This is a genomic window from Anaerococcus obesiensis ph10 (assembly GCF_000311745.1).
GTDB lineage: Bacteria > Bacillota > Clostridia > Tissierellales > Peptoniphilaceae > Anaerococcus > Anaerococcus vaginalis.
In genome coordinates this window covers 126,011-144,731 of record NZ_HE978532.1, presented here as the reverse complement: position 1 = coordinate 144,731, position 18,721 = coordinate 126,011, and the positions used below count along the sequence as shown (strand labels likewise).

The following is an 18,721-nucleotide window of genomic DNA, read 5'->3' as shown; positions in this document are numbered from 1 at the left end:
TCCACTACAGGTATTTTTTGAGAAATAAAATCAAAGATCAAGTGTCCTGAAAATATCTTTAATGTGATTGATATGAGTATTTCTACTAACTATTACATATCCTGGTTGAAGTGGATGTGAGAAAATAACTTATAAAAGTCTATAGAATTAGGCTTGGTATAAAAGATCTTAATCTAATAAATATTTATTTAAGCTCCAGATATCTGGCAGGAAGTGCAAAGATAGATAGATGGCTGCCCTTCTGATTCGCTAATGGGATTGAAAATTACTTAGTAATTTTCAAGTATGATAGTGACTTGCTCAAAGGGAGAGAATGAAAAATGGCTACTGGTACTCAAATGGTACTGGAAGTAAAAAAGAATAAACTAAATAATTCTTCCAAGGACTTTACATTTGGATAAAATAATTAGACCGTAGTTTTAGGATACGGTCTTTTTATGTACATACTTTTATTTTAAAAATATTTACTTTATGAAAAGACAATTTCGGATCTTTAAAATCCTAGTAAGCTACCTCACAGTTGTAATTATAGTTATATTTCTAATACAAAGATGAATTATTTAAGATTATATCATGTGTTACGGTACTAAGCTTGTAACGTTTCTTTACAATAATTATGGTCAAAAGTTGATTTATTCTTCAGAAATTATAGATAATTACTGCAAGAAAGAATACTTCATTAAATATCTATAGAATAAATCATATTATGTATATATTCCGTTAAAACTATATGATAAAAGATATAAGAAAACTAAGATTACTGCACAATAGATTATAGTATGTTTTTGGAAGAAGAGGGTATTAAGAGAAAATATTAATAAATACAGAAAGCAATTTAAAATACTTATGTAACCGTTTAATCTGCAATCTATTATTACTCTTTTAAATACTATTACATATTATCAAAAACTATTAAAATTAAATTGTCTAATTATAGAATGTTTTTAAAAATTATATTCGAACTCATTAGCAATTTAATAAAAAATATTTTTAATCATAGTAAGGAGATGTTATCGCCAGAAAGATAAGTAAGTATACGAATAAATATATAAAATAATGGGCTGAGATTAACGTAATACTCAATTTTGAATTTATTTTGTTATATAATATACTATATTAATTAATTTATTCTTTATGTCGCAACATTTTTTGTAAAAATAATAATTGCTTTGATAAAATCATAATGACAAATATAATTCTTTCACAGAACTCAATGACCAATAAAATAATTATAAATCAATTAATTTATAAATGGCTTAATATAAGCGTTAACGGTTTTATTATTTACATGACCAATAAAATTTATTGACTAGTTTTGTTAGATATTATATAATAAATATATAATTTATATGAAAGGAATATTCTAATGGAATCTAATCAAAAATTAAGGACTGATATTTTATTAGAAAGAATAATAAATGGATTTAATCCTCGTTCAGCAAAAAATGAAGATGATATTAAAATAAGAACTTATTCGGATATTATTAAGCCGATTATTCAAGAGGTTAATCCTGATGCTATAAATAATTATTATAGTGAGCCAAATTTGAATACTTCTTGTTATAAGGGTGGAAGAGCAGATGCAAGTTTTGAAAACTTGGTTTTTGAGTTTAAAAAATATGAAGTATTTGATAAACAATCTGGGGTAGACGAAGCACTTTATGGTAGACCAGGAAAAGAAGATCACGGATTAGAACACTACATTAAATCAATTTCTGGATGGAAAGAATCTGATGCTAGAGTAATTCAGGATAAAAAGTTAAGCTCTGTTTATGGGATAGGTTTTGATGGAAAGACTTTTTTATTTGCTCGTTATGCTTTTGATTATACATCAAATAAGTTGTCTTTTAAATACGACAGAATGAATTTTAAAGATGGGTTGTATTACCTTATCTTACTTTTCAAGCAAGATCAAAAAATTGCTTTAACCAAAAATAATTTACTAGATAAAATAAATCCTAATAAAAAATTTGTACAAAGAAGTATTAAATATTTATACTCTGACTTAGAAGAATATGTATTTAGCAATGATACCTTTAAATTGTCACCTCGTTCAAGAACATTATATGAAGAATGGAATCATGTTTTTGGTAAGATATATGGAGAGGAATCTGAAGAAACAGAATTTACTGAAGTTATTCCATCTATAAAGAAGTTATACAATATAGATAGTGAAAAAGATATAAACTCTAAATGGTTTTTATTTTCTTTACAAACATTTATGAATATTTTCTTGAAATTACTAATAAATAGATTTTTGTCAGATTTGATAAATCCATCTTTTAATTCTTTCAAAACTATGACTAAACCTGAAATTATGGGGTTATTTATGGGTGAAGATAAAGAACAAAATAGATTAGTTAGAAATTTTTTTGAAACACATTATCTCGAATGGTTTGTATTCTCTAAAGGGAATAATGATGTAAAAGTCGTTAATGATACTTTAAAAGTAATTGAAAAGTTCGATCTTACTTCTTTTGTTCTTAAACCAGAAAATCTACAAGATATTTTTGAAGAATTATATATGGGATTAATCCCTGATGAAATGCGACATATAATGGGAGAATACTTTTCGCCGGATTGGATTGTTGAACATACATTGAATGAAGTAGGTTATACAGGAATGGATATTAGTAAGAAGATAGTTGACCCTACATGTGGTAGTGGGAATTTTATAATTCAAGCACTAAAACGTGCAATTAATCATAAAAATGGATATTTTACTAAATCTCAAATTAATACAATATGTGAAAATATAGTTGGTTTTGATATTAATCCTATCTCTGTTGTAGCTGCAAGAGCAAATTACATTATAGCAATTTTTTCTGCTTATTTTTCTACGGGATATAATTATAATCCCGATGATTGGATTGGAGAGGAAATTGATATTCCGATTTATATTGCCGATTCAGTTTTAGCTCCTATAGTCTATTCTGAAGATAATGGAGAAGCTCTTTTAACTAAAACAACTGTAGGAGATTTTAAGATACCTAAGTTTAAAAGTATTAATAAAGCAAATCAATTTTTAGGATACTTATCTGAGTGTATCCATGAAAAGTCTCACGGAAAATTCGAAGTCTTCTGGGGTTTAATAATTGGTAATGATATACTTGAAGAAAGATACAAAGATATGGTCTACATATTATATGAACAACTATATATGCTTCATATGCAAGGACATGATAGTTTTTGGCCCATTATCTTGAAGAATAGTTTTGCACCGTTAATCATAAATGATAAATTTGATTATGTTGTAGGAAATCCACCTTGGATTGCTTGGAAATCTATGTCAAACGCTTATAGAAAAGGAACTTTAGATGTATGGTTATCTTATGGGATATTTGAAAAAAATGCATATGATAAAAAAACAACTCATGATGATTTTGGGATGGCTGTAGTATATGTTGCAATAGACCAGTATTTAAAAGATAGTGGAAAATTAGCGTTTCTTCTTCCAGCATCATTTTTAAAGTCTGCTAAGGGAGGACAAGGATTTAGAAAATTTGAAATTACAAGGAATAATCAAAACATTCCGTTTTCAGTCGAAATAGTTAATGACTTTTCAGATGTGCATTTGTTTACGATACCGACAATTTTATCTGTGTTTAAAAAAGGCACAGAAATGACTTATCCGTTTAAAAATTATAAAAGGTGGATACAGATAAATGGAAAGAAACGATTAGATTCGCACTCGACATGGAGTATGGTGAAATCAAAGTTTTTCTCCAGTAAACAAATTGCTCAGCCAATAGATCTAAGTGATAAAACTTCAGCATGGTTAACAGTAGAAAAAGATTTTTATAGCATTGCAAACACTATTACTAATTCTAATATAGTTTCTCCTTATCGAGGCAGAAAAGGAGTAGAACCCGCAGGTGCAAAAGGTGTGTATGTGTTAAAAGATGTTGTTAAACAAGACAACGAAAAAATAATTGTATCTGGTGATTTTTCAAGGCAAAGAAGAAAAGATATCAAAGATATCGGAGAAAGAAGAGCGAAAGTTGAACAAGAATTTATATATCCAATGCTTGGTGGAAGGAACATTGAAAAATGGCGTGTAAAATCATTTGAATTTATGCTGATACCTCATGACTTAGAAAACTTATATGGAATTCAAGAAGAAGATTTAGCTCGAAGAGCACCAAAAACATTAAGATATTTAAAGGTCTATGAAAAGCCTCTGTTTGCTTCGCGTTTACAAAACGGTAAATTCTTTAATCCAGATATTCAACCTTTTTATAGGTTGGACAATATTGGCTCTTATACTTTTGCAAGATATAAAGTCTTGTGGAAAGAACAAACGAAAAACTTTGCAGCGGTAGCGGTGGATACATTTAATAATACTTTACCTAGTGTTACAAATTTATATTTTGATTATGACCGTCCTTTTGTGGTAGATTCAAAAGTTTTGATGCTTGAATGTAATTCTATGGAAGAAGCTTATTATGTATCAGGAATATTAAATTCACCTGTTATTTCTAGAATAATTGATGCATATGCAATAGCTACTAATAGGGGGATAGATGTATTACAAAATATAAAAGTACCTAGATTTGATAGTAATAATCTTGTACATGCTCAAATTTCTAATATATCACGTGAATTACATCTTGACAGACAAAATCAAATTTCAAAATATAATATAATTGAGAGTTTGGAAAAGAAATTAGATTTACTTGTCCTACAGCTTTATTCAATAGAAGTTTAACTTAATTATAAATATGTTAATAAGAAATGAAAACAATAAATACTGGATAAAATATTTAATAGAAACTACAAAAGATATTTATAAATTTTATATATCTTATGGATGTGTAAAATAATATATGATTTTAAAAGTTAATTAGAAAGTATAATTTTGTAAATAGAAAATATTAATTATATATAGATTGAGTGATACTGGGATAGGTCTAAAAATTTGAAAATGTCCTATAATTAGATGGATTTGGTGATACTCTAAAAAATAGAATATAGTATTTTGAATAGTTTGGGATATATCGTACGTTTGGAAAAGAAGAATGGGAGTTTTACCCGAAAAATAGCGCAGTACGCGGCAAGCAGTGAAACTGAGATTTTCGTTAGTAGAAAAAAATTATAGAGCCTCTTAAATCAACGGTTATAGAAAATCGAAAACTGTAACTGGGATTAAAATGGGAACATTTGTAAAAAAGAATAAACTAAATAATTCTTCCAAGTACTTTACTTGAGGGCAAAAAATTAGACCGTAGTTTAAAGTTGCGGTCTTTTTGTGTACATGTTTTTATTTTAAGAATCTTAGTTTTATATTATTTTATAGATTATTCTAAATTAGAATATTTTTCATTTTTGAATTTTAAGCCTACATTTGTTTTTATAATAAGAGTATATGGCAAAAGTTTAACATAATTTCATAGATATATCTAACATAAATAGCCTTTATAAAAAAATGATTAAAATTAATTGGTAAAATTAGATTATTAATTAATTTAGCAAATAATTATATAATACGACAATAAATTGTTAGTTTAGAATTCTAGCTTTATCGCAAATCTGATATAATAATTATATTAGATGAGGATTTCGATAAACCGATAAATTGATTCAGAAACATTGGAACTAAAAGAAAAAATAAAGATACAATACAAAGGAAATAGTATCTTCCCTAATGGTACATGAGGAACAATTCTAATTGGTATAAAAGATAATGGACTTGTGGTTGGAATTTACAAAATTGTTGAAGTTTTTAGAGAAATATGGGGAAGACGTTTTTGAAATTAGAAGTAACTATATTAGATGTACTATTCCTTTTGAGAAAAAAGTAATTGGCTATATCGGCAATAAAAATGTCGGTTTTAGTGTCGTATTGAATAAGACTGAAAAGAAAGTGATAGAAATTTTTATAGAAAATCCAAGATTTAAATCAATTCAACTTTCAAAAAAATAGGTGCAGCAAAGAGAGCTATCGACAGGACATTGAAATCTTTACATTTAAAGAAAATGATATAAAGAATTGGATCAAAGCGTTATGGAAGTTGGATTGTGATTATGTGAGGAATAATTATGAAAATTGGTAGAAATAATCCTTGCCCATGTGGAAGTGGGAAAAAATATAAAAAATGTTGTTTGGGAAATGAGAAAACTTTTCTTATTGGAGAAGATTTTTTTTATAGCCAAATTAAGCCACATTATAAAAATGTTAAATTTGATATAAATAGATTTTTAGAATTTGAGATATCTTTGCCATTTCAATTAGCATTGGAAGATAAGAGTTTATTTAATTTTACAAAAGAAAACTGTATATTGCATTATTTTTATAAAACACATGAACGTGAAGAGATTATTGTGGAACATAAGGATTTACCTGTAAAAAAGTATTATACTTCTGTTATTGTTGCGATAAGTTATAATTTTGAGACATACAAGGAAGAAACTTATGAAGAAATAAATAATAAATTATTTGATTATTCATTAGAAGAGCTTAACAAACAAATTATAGCTTATGGTGTTTGTACAAAAGATGATAGTTGCTTCAGAGTGACCAAAGAGATGCTCTTTCCTGTAATACTTATGAATTTAGTAAATCTAGAGGAAATAAAAAATGAGAAAAGTATATTTATGCTTAATATGAATGTGCCATATAAAAAAGAAAGTTTAAAGCAAGAAAAAATTTATGAGTGTCTCAGAATTTATAATATTTATAATGAAAAATCAAATCCTTTGATATATTCGGAAATGTATGTTTTAAAAGCTAGGAGGAAATTCAGAGAGGGATGCTACGATGAGGCTGTTATAAGTATTCAGACGAATATTGAGATTTTAATTAGAATCATTTATAGAGAAGTTTTAATTTGTTCAGGTGTGAGTGAATTAGATATAGAAAATAAAATTGAGGATGAGAGCTTTATGAGTATAGTAAAAAAACAATTAGCAAGATATATTGGGGGGGATATGGGATATAACTAGAGAAGAAACACCAATTTATAATTGGTATAATAATACTTATAAATTGAGGAATAGAATTGTTCATGGTGGCTATTTCCCAACTTTCTATGAAGCGGATATAGCAATAATTTCAGCAATGGAGTTTAGTGAATATATTTTTAATAGAGTAAGGACAAAGAAAAAAGTATACTCAAAATTAAATGAATATTTTAAACAAATATAAATCTTGATCTGAAAAAATCAATTTATGCTTGAAAAAAATCAGATAAACAGTAATTAACTGGATGATGAGACTAAAACATATAATAATAACACTTATTTTGTACCGTTTATACAAAACAATATCAATAGGCATATCTAGCGGGAATAAGATACAAGATAAATTGAAATACCTAAAAATATACGTTTATCGTGGTGAAAGATGATTAAAAATCATTAAAATTAACCTAGTTTCTTTTCAAAAGCTTACAGTATTTCGGATATTAAATGCAAGATTGAATTATTCATCTTGCATTTTTTTGTTTGAAATATAATTTTTTATTGTATAAATATAGTCTTACTTTTAATAGATAAGCATTTTATAAGTAAAAACAACAGAGAGAAAATAAGTTGGGGAATGGTGGAAATATCAGTTTTACAATAATTTTTGTATTGTATATTGAAAAAATACAAATGTGAATTTTTATAATGAATGATATAATATAATTATAAATATAATTTTTAACAAGGGGTAGTAGTTGTATGGAAATCATTGTTTTATTACTTATAGCATTGGCTATTATAGGAATTCCTTCATATTTGATTTTTCGTATTTTTAAGAAATTCGATGAAAATAAGATTGTTTATTCTCCGGAAGAAGTTACTAAAAGACTTCGAAGAGGATTCTATTTGTCGAATTGGGGGATTGACTTATTATTTGGGGGGATCCTTTCTTTTATAATAATGTTTTGTGACGTTGATGAGGTTTTTATGCTTGTTGTTACAGTTGCTACATTAGTTATTGGGCTTATTGTATTTTTTGTTGGAAGAATTCAGGTGGGAATGATGACAAGATACATTAATTTTTGTAACAGAGAACGTACAGAATTTGAAGAATGGATTTTACAGAATATGCTGGACATAGAAGAAGCGGCTGCAAGTAGAAATGTATTAAATTCTATAACAAAAGTAACTCCTGGAGTTACAGATGATATGATTTCAGCTATGAATAGTAAAGACATAATCAGTGGTTATAGATCAGTAGGAAAAATTTATACTGGAAATAATATTTTTAAAAATCATTGGCCGATAATTTCTATTATAGGGATAATTCTAATCTCTGTTGTAACTACTATAGTAAAATGATCTTTATTGAAAAATTTATAAGAATTGGGTAGTAAAAATATTCGAAAAATATAATTAGTTTTAACGAATATTTCATTAGAAAATGTATGATAAATTTAGATATTAGGAAGTTTGCAAAAGAAACACTGCAGTAAGAGAGGGATTATGAAATTTATTTATATAATTATAGGGCCTTTTGATTCAAAGGTTGATAGGAAAGCCATTGGAAAAAACGATAATGCTGAAATTATTGGTGTTAGAAATTTGGATGAGGCTAAAGTGGTTGCTAAATCTTTAATTGGGATTGCTGATGTGATTGAGCTTTGTGGGGCTTTTGGGGAAAGTGGTGCAAGGGAGATTATTGATGCAACTTGCGGGAAAATTCCTGTTGGCTTTGTTGGACATTTGGATTGCCAAAATGATTTGTTTGATGAAATTTTTTCTTGAATTTTATTTTAAGTGAAATTTTTAACAATTGATATATAATTTTATAGGAATAATTTGGGGAAATTTAATGATTAAAAAAAGGATAATAGGAATTTTTTTATTTATTACTATATTTTTATCTGGATGTGGGAGAGCTTTTATGGCTGATTATTTATTTTCTTCTGATGATGAGGATTTTTCTAACATTCTTACGGATTTTCTTAGTGCGGCTGATGAAAATGATAAGGAAGCTATAAAGAAGATGTTTGCAGAAAATGTAAGAAATAAGGATAAGTTTGATAAGAAATTAAATGATTTTTTGAAATTTTATAAAGTAAATGCTAGATCCAGCGATTTTGATAGGAATGATATTTTGACTCGTACACAAGGCATTCAAGATAAGAGTTATTGGTGTCTGGATGCTGATTTGATGTTGAAAAAGGGTAAGGAAGAATTTTTTATTTATATGAAAGTTGTAACTTCGGATAAAAATAATCCAAAAAATCAAGGGATTCACATTATTGATTTGTCGACAAAAAATGCTTACGAAGATGGATATTTCCTTTGGCATTCTAAAGATGGAATATATGTGCAAAAAGAAGCTTGTGAAGATTACAAAACTATGATTTTGTATGGAAATAGAAGAGAATATGAGCCCGTTGATAGGAAGCTTTCTGTTGATTTTTTTAGAAATTTTATAAGAGAAAGTACTGACTATAAAAAACTTTTAAAAGAAATAGGAAAAGCTAATGGAGAGGTCTTAGAAGATGAAAATGTTTTTGAAATAAGGCAAGGGGTAAGTGAAAAAACTTATGTAATCTGCTATGTTTCGGGAGATGAAATAATTAAAATGGAAGTGGTAAATGAAGATGAAAGACTTGAGACAATTTATTCGAAAGATGGAAAAAGTGATTAAGTTTTTTCTTGAATGTGTTTTAAATAAAAACAAATCCTCAAATACAAATTTTAGGCTTTTAAAATTTTTGCATGAGGATTTGTTTATTTTTTAGTTGTAAGTGCCTTTAAGGCACTTTTTAATTGCCTTTTAATAAAAGGGATTTTTGCTAATTCGATTTATTTTTAGAGTTTATTTATTCCACAATTCTTCTGCGACTGGCTTCCAATCTTTGGCGTAGTCTTCGCATTTGTCGCACAAATCGTCTACGTTTTCTTTTTCTAGTATATCTGTGGATTTTGCCATTGATTTTTTCACCATATCTCTTAATAAATTTGGATTTTCTAGCATTGGACATGGTCTTAGCATATTTTCGTTAAATGGTTGTCCGTCGTGGTATGCCATAAATAATGGTGATTGTAGAGTTTCTACTAGGGTTTTTTCTTTTATATTTGAGTCTGAATAATGGATAAATACGCATGGTTCTAAATCGCCATTTGCATTTATGTGAAGGTAATTTCTTCCTCCTGCAATGCAACCTCCGATATATTCTGCATCATTTTGAAAATCTAAGAAAAATAATGGTTTTGTTTTCCTAAATTTCCTTAATTGATGGTAAACGTGTTTTCTTTGGTCTGGTTTTGGTAATAGTTCTTTGCCTGTACCTTTTCCTACTGGCATAAAGTGGAAGTACCAAGCAAACAAGGCTCCTCTTTCTATCATTTCGTCTACAAATTCTTCGCTAATTATTGACTTATAGTTTTGGGAAGTGTAGCAACATGATATTCCAAATGGAAGTTTGTTTTCTTTTAATAAATTCATTTTTTCTATAACTTTATTATAAACTCCATCGCCTCTTCTTGAATCGGTTGTAAATTCTTCTCCTTCGACTGATATGGCTGGAACTATATTTTTAAGTCTAAGCATTTCGCCAATAAATTCTTCATCGATTAGGGTTGAATTTGTAAAAATCAAAAATTCACAGTCATTGTGTTTTTCGCAAATTTTTATTATATCTTTTTTTCTTACAAGTGGTTCTCCGCCTGTAAAAATGTAAAAATAGATTCCTACTTCTTTTCCTTGACAAATTATATCATCAATTTGTTCGTAGGATAAATTTAGGCTATTTCCATATTCTGCTGCCCAGCAACCCTTACATTTTAAATTGCAGGCTGTTGTAGGATCTAGAAGAATTGTCCAAGGAATATTACACTTATATTTTTTTCTACTTTCTTTTTTTAAATCTTCACTAAATAAGACTGAATTTAATAGAAAATTTATAATTGTTTTGTCGAACACTTCAGGATCTATTGTGTTTAGCATATTTAATATGTATTTATGGTAAACATCTTCTGGATCTTTTATTACTTTATCTATTGTTTCTATTTGTGTTCTATAATCATTTGGCGAAATTTTTTTTGCTAAATCAATTGCTTTTTTCAAATTTTTTTCTGGATCTTTGTGAACATATTTTAAAGTTTTTTCTACACCGTATGTTTTGACTTTATTGTTTATATTCATAATTCCTCCTTTTTATTATTTGAAATATAAAAATAAATTTTCATATAATAATTTTTTCTAATTGTTCGTAGGATTTTTTTAATAGTTCTATAAGTTCATCTTCTTTTTCTGGATTTGCATCATATAATTTTACTGCAAGTAAAATTGGAGAATAAAAGATTGTTGATAAAACTTTCAAATCAGCAAATTTGCTTAGCCCGTAATAATCTATAATTTCTTGTTGTTTTGTCATTGGATTATCGATAAATTTTTCCACATAAAATTGCATGGCTTGTGGATTTTTGTACATTTCTATAGATAACATTTTCCTAACTTTTGAAACAAAGGGATCGTGGAGTAAGTATTTGAAAATATCTATAGATAATTTTTCTATATTTAGTGTTTTTTGATTATTTTTTATTATTTTGTAATCATCCACATCATCAATTTGATTGTCTATTCTAATCATTGCATCTTTTACGATAGTATCAAAAATATCTTTTTTTGATTTGAAATGTTTGTAAATAGAAGGAGCTTTTATGCCAACTTCTTTTGCAAGATTTTCCATAGACATATCAGAATATCCATATTTGGAAAATAAATCCAAGGATTTTGACAAAATTTTTTCTTTTGTATTCATTAGACCTCCTAAGAAATATTTCTTAATTCCATTATAGGCTAATAATCATTAGCTGTCAATTATATTTATTTTTTAAGATTTTTTTATTTTTAATTATAATTTGGTTTATTTTTTAAAAGATTTTTTAGCAGATAAAAATTTTTAAAAGGGGAAAATATTTGTCTGATTTTAATTTGTTTTTTTGTTTGAAATATTTATTTTTCAATTGTTGTTTTATATTTTTTATGATAATATTATAACTAGGTGAGATTTTTGAAAAATCTTTTATCTTAAAAAAATTATTTGGAGGAATTATGCAATTATCGACTTTATCGTCTTTGCAATGGAACCTTATTGCAGGGGGACTTGCAATATTTTTGTTCGGTATTAATTTGATGGGGGATTCTCTTACAAATTTTGCTGGACCAAAACTTAGGGGATATGTAGAAAAGTATACGTCAAATCCTATTAAGGGAATTCTAGTTGGAATTGTTATTACAGGATTAATTCAATCATCATCAGCAACCACCGTTATAGCTATTTCTTTTGTTAGGGCAGGTGTGATGAGCCTTGAGCAAGCAATCGGTGTAATTTTGGGTGCTAATATTGGTACAACTGTTACAGCTGTTTTGATTGGTTTTAATTTAGATTATTTATCTTATTTTATTTGCCTTATTGGAGTTATTGTTTTTTTATTTTCAAAAAAGAGAAAGGGCAAATATATTGGAGAAATTTTAATTGGTTTTGGACTTTTATTTATTGGTCTAAAAATGATGGGAGATAGCCTTGCTGAGCTTAAAAATATTCCAGGCTTTGAAGATATAGTTACAAATCTTGGCAAAAATCCTATAATTGCTGTTTTGGTTGGAGCAGTTCTTACTGCTATTATTCAATCTTCATCTGCTTTTATTGGTATTGTTCAATCTTTGTATGCGTCTGGAGCTATTGGCTTGAATCTTTCTTTAGGATTTTTATTTGGAGCAAATATCGGAACTTGTATAACTGGAATTCTTGCATCTTTGGGTGGTTCTTTGTCTGCAAAAAGAACAAGTTTATTTCATGTATTGTTTAATGTTTTAATTTCAGCAATATTTTTGCTATTATTGGTGCCTTACGAAGGATTTATTTCTTTTGTTTCTGATAAATTTTCCTTTAATCCTATGATGACAATTGCCTTGGGACATTTTTCATTTAACTTTGTGGGTATGATTTTATTTGTTCCAATTATTAAGCAAGTATCAACAATACTTCACAAAATTATTCCTGGTAAAGATTCAATTTTCTCTGACGTTTCAGACATTGAACTTGAAGAAAGTCTAATAAATACTTTCCCAGCAGCAGCTCTTGACCAAGCAAAAACTGCCATTATAAAAGAAAGTAAAATTGCTCTTGAAACTATAAAATCAACTCAAAAATATTTAAATTCAAGAGATAAAAATGATTTATCAACTGCCAATCAAGCTGAGGCTTTGGTAAATGAAATGGATACAAAAATTCAAAAATATATCTTAGATATTTCTAAATCAAATTTGGTAAGTGAGCTTGAGGGAGAAATTCACAATTATTTACAAGTACAAATAAATGTAGAAAGAGTTTCAGACCTTGCTCAAAATCTTGGAGAATATTTTGATGAAATAAATGAGGCAGGAGAAAAATATAATGATGAGGCCTTGGCTGATTTAAATAGTATTTATGAGCTTGTAATTAATAACTATGTAAATGCCATAGAAGTTTTTGAATCTGAAGATTCAGCTTTGTACGAAACTCTCAGAGAAGATGAGGCAAACTTGGATTTATTAGAACAAAATTTAAGAAGATCTCATTATAGAAGACTTACCGAAGGCGAAAAATTATCTACAGTTGCAAGTTCAGTTTTTGTCGATATTGCATCAACAGTAGAAAGAATTGGAGACCATGCCTTCAATATTGCTCGTCTAACAGTTGATCCTGTAAAGGTTCACGGCGAATACGAAAAGCCAGTTGTTAAAATTGATGACATAAATTAAATAAATTTTTAAAAATCTCACGGAAAATTCTGTGAGATTTTTTTGTGTAAATATTGGGTAAATATTTTCTAGGGTTTAAGATAAAGGAGATTTTATGTTAGAAGTTAAAAATTTTACAAAAAAATACAATAATGGCAAGCTTGCCGTTGATGATATTTCTTTTGAAGTGAAAAATGGAGAAATTTTTGGATTTTTGGGGCCAAATGGTGCTGGAAAATCTACAACTATAAAGGCAATTGTAGGTCTTATCAAAAAAACAAAAGGAGAGATCAGTATTGATGGATTAAAATTAGAAGATGATCCTATTTCATACAAAAATAAATTTTCCTATCTTGCCGATAATCCAGATTTATTTGATAAATTTACAGGAGTTGAATATATAAATTTTGTGGCAGATATTTATGGAATTGATGAAAAAACTAGAGATGAAAGGCTCAATACTTATCTTGATTATTTTAATATAAGAGAGGCTATGGCTGATTTGATTTCTTCATTTTCTCATGGAATGAAACAAAAACTTGCAATAATTGCATCCCTTATCCACAATCCAGATCTTTTGATTTTAGATGAGCCAATGGTTGGTCTTGATCCAAAATCTTCTTTTAATCTTAAAAAAATAATGAAAGAAAGAAAAGATGAAGGAAAGATGGTTTTCTTTTCAACTCATATTATGGAAGTTGCTGAAAATATTTGTGATAGACTTGCTATAATTTCCAAAGGAAAAATTGTAGCAGTAGGTTCGCTTTCAGAAATGAGAGCAAATCTTAATGAAAGTAAATCCCTAGAAGAATTATTTTTGGAGCTTACAGATGAAAAATAAAAGATTAAAAATTCTTTTTAGGAAAAATTTTAAGGAAGAAATCGCCCAATATTTGCCAGGAACAAAAGTTTATGGACTTCCAAATGATTATACACTGAGGATTTTATACATACTTTTGATGTATGGATTTTATACTGTTATGGGACTTGCAACATTTTCTTTGTTGGCGTTTTCGTATTTAAGTAAAAATGATGAATATTCCTATTTTTTATCTGCCAGTTTACTTATAAGTATTTTTACAATAATTTTATCGGCGGTTGATTTGATTTCTGATTATTCAAAAAGCAAGGACACAAATATTTTGATGACTATGCCAATAAAAGATGAAGAAATTTATTTGTCAAAATTTCTTGCCATAGTTTTATCCAAATTTGAAATATTTTATTTTTATATTTTGATGATTTTGGTTTATATATTTAATATGGGATTTTCCTTTATTAAATTTTTTGGCTTGATAATAAATTCATTTCCAATATTTGTAACATCAGTTGCCATAATTTCTATTTTTATAATGGTAATTATGAGGTATTCAAACATAAGATTTTACAAAACCAGTTTAAAATTTATTGGATATGGATTTTTGCTTTTGCTTTTGGGCTTTATATATTTTTATTCTTATAGGAAAAATGGAGATGTAAGTATAATCAAGCTAGTAACAAAATTTTTTCTTGACCATAAAGATAAGCTGTCACTTATATTTTTCCATACAAGAATTTACGGAAAAAGTTTAGGAGGAAGTGGAATAGATTTTATTATTTATACTTTCCTTCTTTATATATACACTTTTTTAATCCTATACATTTTGGCAAAGCTTGCATCAAAAATATATTTTGATTCCCTATTAGGAAATGAAAAAAGAAAAATTCACAAGAAAAATATAAAAATATCAAGCAAAAAATCATCAACTATAATAGCGATTTTTAAAAAAGACTTTAAAACTATTATAAAAAGTCCAGTATATTTGTTTCCAATTATTTCATCTATGATTATTTTTACATGTATATGGGGATTTGGGACAATTGAAATGTTTGATTTTATAAAAAAACTTGATATTTCAAATGTAGAAATATATTTATTTATAATTATTGGAGCATTTGTCTTTAGATTTTTCATAACAGCAAACGACTTGGCAATAAATTCTTCCCTTTCAAGAGAAGGAGAAAGCTTGTACCAAACCCTAACCTTGCCAATAAGCCCAAAAGAAAATATTTTGGGAAGAGCCCTATCAATAAATCTTGTAAATTTAATTATAAATATTTCATTTTGTATGGTATTAAAATTTATAATTAAAATAAATATTCTTGTAAGCTTTGTAATTTTTTTGGGATTTACACTTGCAAGTCTTGTTTCATCTTTTTTGGGACTTTTGATGGATGCAAATTCAGTCAACATTCATTGGCAAAAAGAAAGAGATCTTACAAAAGGCTCATCACAAAACGTAGGTTATTATGTAATTAGTGGAATAATAATGACAATAGTTGGAGTTTTTGCGTATTTAATTTATAATTTTACAAATGTTTACTTGGGATTTTTATTTGTAATAAGTTTAATAATAATTTCTATAATTTTTTTATACAAATCATGTTTGAAAAAATATCAAAAAGGATTTTATGATTTATAAAAAATACAAGAGTTTGATAAAAAAAGATTAGTTTATTTATCGAACTCTATTTTTTTACTAAAATTCAAAATAAAAAATAAATTTTGAAATTATTTCCTAGAAAACGGTATTTTTAAAAGGAAAAATTGAAAGTATTTTCACACTCTAAGCCTTGAAAATGTTTCTAAAAATTCTTGACTTTTTGAAAGTTATTAATTATAATAACAATATAGGTAATTACCATATACGAGGAGGAAAATATGAAAAAATGGAAAACAACTTTGGTGGCATTGTTAGCAGTATTTGCACTTACATCTTGTGGAAATAATAAAGCAAACGATACTAGTAACAATGCAGCGTCAAACAAGTCTTCAGAAACTGAAAAAAGTTCAGATAATTCTGAAAAGGCTTTCGAAGGTAAGACATTAACACTAGCAGGTCTTGACGGCGGATATGGAACAAAAGGCTGGAAAAAAGTTATAGCTAACTTTGAAAAAAAGACAGGCGCAAAAGTAGAAGCAAAATTTGAAAAAAATATTCACGAAGTAATAAGACCAGAAATTCAAGCAGGAAATGCTCCTGACGTAATTTATAATAATATTGGACAAGAATCAGGTCTTACAGAAACAATGATTAAAGAAAAAATGCTTATGGATATAAGCGATGTTTTGGACAAAAAAGTTCCAGGAGAAGAAAAAACTGTAGGAGAAAAAATAATTCCAGGATTTACAGATACTGCTGTAACAAATCCTTACGGCGACGGCAAAACATATCTTGCTCCATTATTCTATTCACCAACAGGACTTTGGTATAACAAAGCAATGTTTAAAGATGGTGGCGGAAAATATGAACTTCCAAAAACAATGGATGAATTTTTAGCACTTGGTGAAGAAGCTAAAAAAGATAAAATTTCATTATTTACATATCCTACAACAGGATATTTTGACACATTCTCATTTGCAATGTTCTACAACATTGGTGGAAATGAATTATTTGATAAGTTGATGAACTACGATGCAAAAGCTTGGGAAAATGAAGCTACACCATATTTTGAAACAGTAGGAAAAATTTTGGAATACTTAAATCCAAATACAGTAGCTCAAGCTAACAACGAATCATTTACACAAAACCAACTACAAGTTATGAAAAACGAAGCATTATTTATGCCAAATGGAACTTGGGTAGTTGAAGAAATGAAAGATGCAAAAGGCGTTGCTGATGGATTTGAATGGGGCTTTATGCCACTTCCTTCAATGAAAGACGGCGAAAGATATGCATATTCTTGGTTTGAACAAATATTTGTAACACAAACTGCAAAAGAACCAGAACTTGCTAAAGAATTTCTTGCTTACTTGTATTCAGACGAAGCAGCAAAAGCATTTATAGAAAACGGTGGAGCAGTTCAACCAATCAACGATGTTGAAAATATGATAACAGATGAAAATCAAAAATTATTCTATTCAATCTATGGCGATGATGTAAAAGCAGCTCTAGGTGGATGGGCAGCAGCTCCAGCAGTTGAAGGTGTAGATATGTCAAAAGAATTATTTGATGCTATAAACTCAGTAGCAAATAAAGATAAATCTGTAAAAGATTGGCAAAAAGATGTAGTTTCTGCTGCACAAAAAATATCAGAAGCTGTAAAAGCTGAAAAGTAATTGAAAATAATTAAGGCGGTCTATTCCGCCTTAAATTTTTATAAGGAGATATTATGAGAAATAGTAAGGAGAAAAAAAGATTTATAGTATTCGGATTATTACCTTCATTGATACTTTATACTATCTTTATGGTCTATCCTACCATAAATGTATTTTATGAGTCTTTGTTTAAAACGGGGGGCTTATCTGGAAATAAAACTTTTGTTGGTCTAGCTAATTTTAAATTATTATTTTCTGATAGTAATTTTATTAGGTCTTTTCAAAATACAATATTTTTAATAGTAATAGTTACAATCGTGACTATGTTTTTGGCAATTATTTTCGCATCAATTTTATCAAGAGAAAAAATAGCAGGCCAAAATTTCTTTAGGATTATATTTTATATACCAAACATCCTTTCTATAGCAGTTATTGCATCAATTTTTGCAGCAATTTATGGAATGGATCAAGGTCTTATAAATGGATTTATGAGATTATTTAATAGTAATCATACAAACATTCCTTTTTTAGGAGATAGGATGTATGTTGTTTATTCAATTGGCTTTGCGATGATTTGGCAAGCGATTGGATATTATATGGTAATGTATATGTCAACTATGAGTCAAATTCCTGAACATTTATATGAGGCAGCAAATCTCGATGGAGCTGGAAAAATTCGCCAATTTTTTGATATTACCTTACCACTTACATGGCAAACAATTAGAACTACATTAACATTTTATGTAATTTCAAATATCAACATAGCTTTCCAAATTATAAAAGCTTTGACAGGCGGAGGACCTGATGGTGCAAGTCTTACCCTATTAAATTATCAATATGAACAAGCCTACACCAATTCATCTTTTGGTTATGGACTTGCTATTGGTGTTGTCGTGTTCTTATTCTCTTTTATTCTTTCAGCAATAATTCATAGATTGACAAAAAGAGATATCATGCAATACTAGGAGAAAAAA

14 protein-coding genes are annotated in these 18,721 nt (G+C 27.8%); 12 read left to right on the top strand and 2 right to left on the bottom strand.

Annotated features, from left to right (window positions below; all coding sequences use genetic code 11):
- Positions 1 to 1,366: 1,366 nt before the first annotated feature.
- The 7 genes from HGAG_RS06750 to HGAG_RS06720 all read left to right on the top strand — a co-directional run bounded on the left by HGAG_RS06750 (position 1,367) and on the right by HGAG_RS06720 (position 9,586).
- Positions 1,367 to 4,708 (top strand): Eco57I restriction-modification methylase domain-containing protein, encoded by a 3,342-nt coding sequence (locus HGAG_RS06750; RefSeq protein WP_019118451.1) that lies wholly within the window; start codon positions 1,367 to 1,369, stop codon positions 4,706 to 4,708.
- A gap of 987 nt (positions 4,709 to 5,695) precedes the next feature.
- A complete protein-coding gene (locus HGAG_RS06745) occupies positions 5,696 to 5,923 on the top strand; it encodes a hypothetical protein (protein WP_208853646.1) in 228 nt (75 codons plus the stop codon).
- 116 nt (positions 5,924 to 6,039) lie between these two features.
- On the top strand, positions 6,040 to 6,942 hold the full coding sequence (locus tag HGAG_RS11755; RefSeq protein WP_019118449.1) for a YecA family protein: 903 nt from the start codon (positions 6,040 to 6,042) through the stop codon (positions 6,940 to 6,942).
- Positions 6,917 to 7,144, top strand: a complete 228-nt coding sequence (locus HGAG_RS06735) for a S1 family serine peptidase (RefSeq protein ID WP_026074064.1) — start codon at positions 6,917 to 6,919, stop codon at positions 7,142 to 7,144. Before HGAG_RS11755 ends, HGAG_RS06735 begins: the two co-directional genes overlap by 26 nt.
- 518 nt (positions 7,145 to 7,662) lie before the next feature.
- Positions 7,663 to 8,265 (top strand): hypothetical protein, encoded by a 603-nt coding sequence (locus tag HGAG_RS06730; RefSeq protein WP_019118448.1) that lies wholly within the window; start codon positions 7,663 to 7,665, stop codon positions 8,263 to 8,265.
- A 144-nt stretch (positions 8,266 to 8,409) separates the two neighbouring features.
- Positions 8,410 to 8,691, top strand: a complete 282-nt coding sequence (locus HGAG_RS06725; protein ID WP_019118447.1) for a DUF6506 family protein — start codon at positions 8,410 to 8,412, stop codon at positions 8,689 to 8,691.
- A 139-nt stretch (positions 8,692 to 8,830) separates the two neighbouring features.
- Positions 8,831 to 9,586 carry a DUF5104 domain-containing protein gene (locus HGAG_RS06720; protein WP_234287372.1) on the top strand — a complete coding sequence of 252 codons (756 nt, stop codon included), beginning with the start codon at positions 8,831 to 8,833 and terminating at the stop codon, positions 9,584 to 9,586.
- A 171-nt stretch (positions 9,587 to 9,757) separates the two neighbouring features.
- Here HGAG_RS06720 and HGAG_RS06715 read toward each other — a convergent pair whose 3' ends face one another.
- Positions 9,758 to 11,086: a radical SAM/SPASM domain-containing protein gene (locus tag HGAG_RS06715; protein WP_019118445.1), complete on the bottom strand. Its 1,329-nt coding sequence runs from the start codon at positions 11,084 to 11,086 to the stop codon at positions 9,758 to 9,760.
- A gap of 40 nt (positions 11,087 to 11,126) precedes the next feature.
- Positions 11,127 to 11,705 (bottom strand): TetR/AcrR family transcriptional regulator, encoded by a 579-nt coding sequence (locus HGAG_RS06710; protein ID WP_019118444.1) that lies wholly within the window; start codon positions 11,703 to 11,705, stop codon positions 11,127 to 11,129.
- Positions 11,706 to 11,998: 293 nt separating this feature from the next.
- Here HGAG_RS06710 and HGAG_RS06705 point away from each other — a divergent pair, with 293 nt between their 5' ends.
- From HGAG_RS06705 to HGAG_RS06685, 5 genes are all read left to right on the top strand, one after another.
- Positions 11,999 to 13,690, top strand: a complete 1,692-nt coding sequence (locus HGAG_RS06705; protein WP_019118443.1) for a Na/Pi cotransporter family protein — start codon at positions 11,999 to 12,001, stop codon at positions 13,688 to 13,690.
- A 94-nt stretch (positions 13,691 to 13,784) separates the two neighbouring features.
- Positions 13,785 to 14,510 carry an ABC transporter ATP-binding protein gene (locus HGAG_RS06700; RefSeq protein WP_019118442.1) on the top strand — a complete coding sequence of 242 codons (726 nt, stop codon included), beginning with the start codon at positions 13,785 to 13,787 and terminating at the stop codon, positions 14,508 to 14,510.
- On the top strand, positions 14,500 to 16,131 hold the full coding sequence (locus tag HGAG_RS06695; protein WP_019118441.1) for a hypothetical protein: 1,632 nt from the start codon (positions 14,500 to 14,502) through the stop codon (positions 16,129 to 16,131). The genes HGAG_RS06700 and HGAG_RS06695 overlap by 11 nt, the downstream gene beginning before the upstream one ends.
- Before the next feature lie 239 nt (positions 16,132 to 16,370).
- On the top strand, positions 16,371 to 17,768 hold the full coding sequence (locus HGAG_RS06690) for a carbohydrate ABC transporter substrate-binding protein (protein ID WP_019118440.1): 1,398 nt from the start codon (positions 16,371 to 16,373) through the stop codon (positions 17,766 to 17,768).
- Positions 17,769 to 17,821: 53 nt separating this feature from the next.
- Positions 17,822 to 18,712, top strand: a complete 891-nt coding sequence (locus HGAG_RS06685) for a carbohydrate ABC transporter permease (RefSeq protein ID WP_019118439.1) — start codon at positions 17,822 to 17,824, stop codon at positions 18,710 to 18,712.
- The last annotated feature ends 9 nt before the right edge of the window (positions 18,713 to 18,721 follow it).

Coding starts and splice junctions, on each gene's coding strand:
- HGAG_RS06750 (WP_019118451.1), top strand. CDS start 1,367: ATGGAATCTAATCAAAAATTAAGGACTGATATTTTATTAGAAAGAATA.
- HGAG_RS11755 (WP_019118449.1), top strand. CDS start 6,040: ATGAAAATTGGTAGAAATAATCCTTGCCCATGTGGAAGTGGGAAAAAA.
- HGAG_RS06730 (WP_019118448.1), top strand. CDS start 7,663: ATGGAAATCATTGTTTTATTACTTATAGCATTGGCTATTATAGGAATT.
- HGAG_RS06725 (WP_019118447.1), top strand. CDS start 8,410: ATGAAATTTATTTATATAATTATAGGGCCTTTTGATTCAAAGGTTGAT.
- HGAG_RS06720 (WP_234287372.1), top strand. CDS start 8,831: ATGGCTGATTATTTATTTTCTTCTGATGATGAGGATTTTTCTAACATT.
- HGAG_RS06715 (WP_019118445.1), bottom strand. CDS start 11,086: ATGAATATAAACAATAAAGTCAAAACATACGGTGTAGAAAAAACTTTA.
- HGAG_RS06710 (WP_019118444.1), bottom strand. CDS start 11,705: ATGAATACAAAAGAAAAAATTTTGTCAAAATCCTTGGATTTATTTTCC.
- HGAG_RS06705 (WP_019118443.1), top strand. CDS start 11,999: ATGCAATTATCGACTTTATCGTCTTTGCAATGGAACCTTATTGCAGGG.
- HGAG_RS06700 (WP_019118442.1), top strand. CDS start 13,785: ATGTTAGAAGTTAAAAATTTTACAAAAAAATACAATAATGGCAAGCTT.
- HGAG_RS06695 (WP_019118441.1), top strand. CDS start 14,500: ATGAAAAATAAAAGATTAAAAATTCTTTTTAGGAAAAATTTTAAGGAA.
- HGAG_RS06690 (WP_019118440.1), top strand. CDS start 16,371: ATGAAAAAATGGAAAACAACTTTGGTGGCATTGTTAGCAGTATTTGCA.
- HGAG_RS06685 (WP_019118439.1), top strand. CDS start 17,822: ATGAGAAATAGTAAGGAGAAAAAAAGATTTATAGTATTCGGATTATTA.